At 72.6% G+C, this 1,989-nt stretch carries 2 protein-coding genes; both read left to right on the top strand.

All coding sequences use genetic code 11. The features are described from left to right. The first annotated feature begins 181 nt into the window (after nucleotides 1-181). On the top strand, nucleotides 182-1,342 hold the full coding sequence (locus AB0H53_RS29085; protein WP_362119650.1) for a cytochrome P450: 1,161 nt from the start codon (nucleotides 182-184) through the stop codon (nucleotides 1,340-1,342). 20 nt (nucleotides 1,343-1,362) lie between these two features. Then, nucleotides 1,363-1,983 carry a cupin domain-containing protein gene (locus tag AB0H53_RS29080; protein ID WP_362119647.1) on the top strand — a complete coding sequence of 207 codons (621 nt, stop codon included), beginning with the start codon at nucleotides 1,363-1,365 and terminating at the stop codon, nucleotides 1,981-1,983. The last annotated feature ends 6 nt before the right edge of the window (nucleotides 1,984-1,989 follow it).

Genomic DNA, 1,989 nt, shown 5'->3' with positions numbered 1-1,989 from the left:
GAAGGCAGCGCCCAGCACGCCGCCCGCGGCCTGCTCGCCGGCTTCGGCCCCGGCATCACCGCCGAAATGGCCCTCGGCCGCTGGCGCACCCACGACCAGCACGACCGGACGGAGGTACACGGTGCTGGATGACACCACCACAGCCCCGCCCGCGCTCCCGCCGGTGCGCGAGTGGCCCGCGATGGACCTGCCGGGGGTGGACTTCGACCCGGTGCTGGCCGAGCTGATGCGGGAAGGGCCGGTCACCCGGATCCGGCTGCCCAACGGCAGCGGCTGGGCGTGGCTGGTGACCCGGTACGACGACGTCAAGATGGTCACCAACGACCCGAGGTTCTCCCGCAAGCTCGTCGCCGAGCGCAACGTCACCCGCTTGGCCCCGCATTTCATCCCGGTCGACGGTGCCGTCGGCTTCGAGGACCCGCCCGAGCACACCCGGCTGCGCCGGGCGGTCGCCCCGGCCTTCACCACCAAGGGCGTCGAACGGCTGCGGGAGCGGGCCCGCCGGATGCTCGACGAGCTCGTCGACGCCCTCCTGGAGCAGGGGCCGCCGGCGGACTTCACCGCCGACCTGATGGCCCCCTTCCCGCTCGCCGTGGTCTGCGAGCTGATGGGCGTGCCCGCCGCCGACCGGCCGCGGATGCACGAATGGACCAATCTCATCCTGTCCTCCGCGGCCGGTGCCGAGCGCAGTCAGCAGGCCAAGGAGGAGATGTGCGGCTACTTCTCCGAAGCCCTGGGCGGACGGCACGCCACCGGGGACGAGAGCGTCCTGGGGCTGCTGTCGGCGGCCGTCGAGGCCGGGGAACTGCGTGCCTCCGAGGCGGTGGGCCTGGCGCTGCTCATCCAGATCGGCGGTGAGGCGGTCACCAACAACTGCGGCAACATGCTCTTCATCCTGCTGGGCCGTCCCGAGCGGATGGCGCGGCTGCGCGAGCGGCCCGAACTGCGCCCCCGTGCCATCGAGGAGCTCCTGAGGTTCATCCCGCACCGCAGCTCGGTGGGGCTGTCCCGGATCGCGCTGGAGGACGTGACCATCGCCGGGCAGCGCATCCGCGCCGGCGACGCGGTCTACGTCTCCTACCTGGCCGCCAACCGCGACCCCGAGGTCTTCACCGAGCCCGAGGGGCTCGACTTCGACCGCAACCCCAACCCGCACGTCTCCTTCGGGCACGGCCCGCACTTCTGCGTCGGCGCCATGTTGGCCCGCCTGGAGACGGAACTGCTCATCGACGCGGTGCTCGACCGCTTCCCGGGCCTGCGCTTCACGGTCCCGCCCGAGCGGGTCCCCTTCCGTCCCGGCGCGCTCATCCGCGGGCCCCAGTCCCTGCCGGTGACCTGGTGACCGCCCACCAGGGGACCCCCGTGTCCCTGCTCGCCGACGCGCCCGACGGCCTGCTGGTGCCCACCGGACACGGCCGCACCCTGCACACCCCGGCGCAGCACGTCACCTTCAAGGTCACCGGGGAGCACTCCCGGACCGCCTCCAGCTTCGAGGTCGTCGTACCACCCGGCTTCGACGTCGGAGCCCATGTCCACACCCGCAGCGAGGAGCTCTTCTACATCCTCGACGGTGAACTCGACGTCCTCGCCTTCGAACCCCGCGTCCGCACCCGGGACACCTGGCTGGACTGGGAGTCGACCACCGGACGCCGGGTCGTGCGGGCGACCCCCGGCACGGTCATCATGGTGCCCCCCGGCTGCCCGCACGCCTTCGCCAACCCCACCGGGAAACCGGCCAGGATGTTCTTCCAGGCGTCCCCGCCGCCCGACCACGAGCGCTACTTCGAGGAGCTCCTCGACATCCTCGACCGTGACGGCTCCCCGGACCACGCCGCCATCGCCGAGCTGCGCGCCCGCTACGACATCGAGCAGATCACCCCCCTGCGCCCCGGCGCCACACTCCGGTCGGCGAGGGGAACGGCCGTGCCGTCGGCTGCCGCAGCACAGCTGATCAGCGGCTGTCGCCCGGGTGGTGGACGCTGAGGTCGC

It is taken from the genome of Streptomyces sp. NPDC050856, from assembly GCF_040653855.1.
Classification (GTDB): domain Bacteria; phylum Actinomycetota; class Actinomycetes; order Streptomycetales; family Streptomycetaceae; genus Streptomyces.
Note: the sequence above shows the minus strand (reverse complement) of the source record. Positions and strands in the feature narration are given on the sequence as shown.

Bases quoted from the DNA above. Each gene is read 5' to 3' on its own strand.
- AB0H53_RS29085 (WP_362119650.1), top strand. From the start codon at position 182: ATGGACCTGCCGGGGGTGGACTTCGACCCGGTGCTGGCCGAGCTGATG.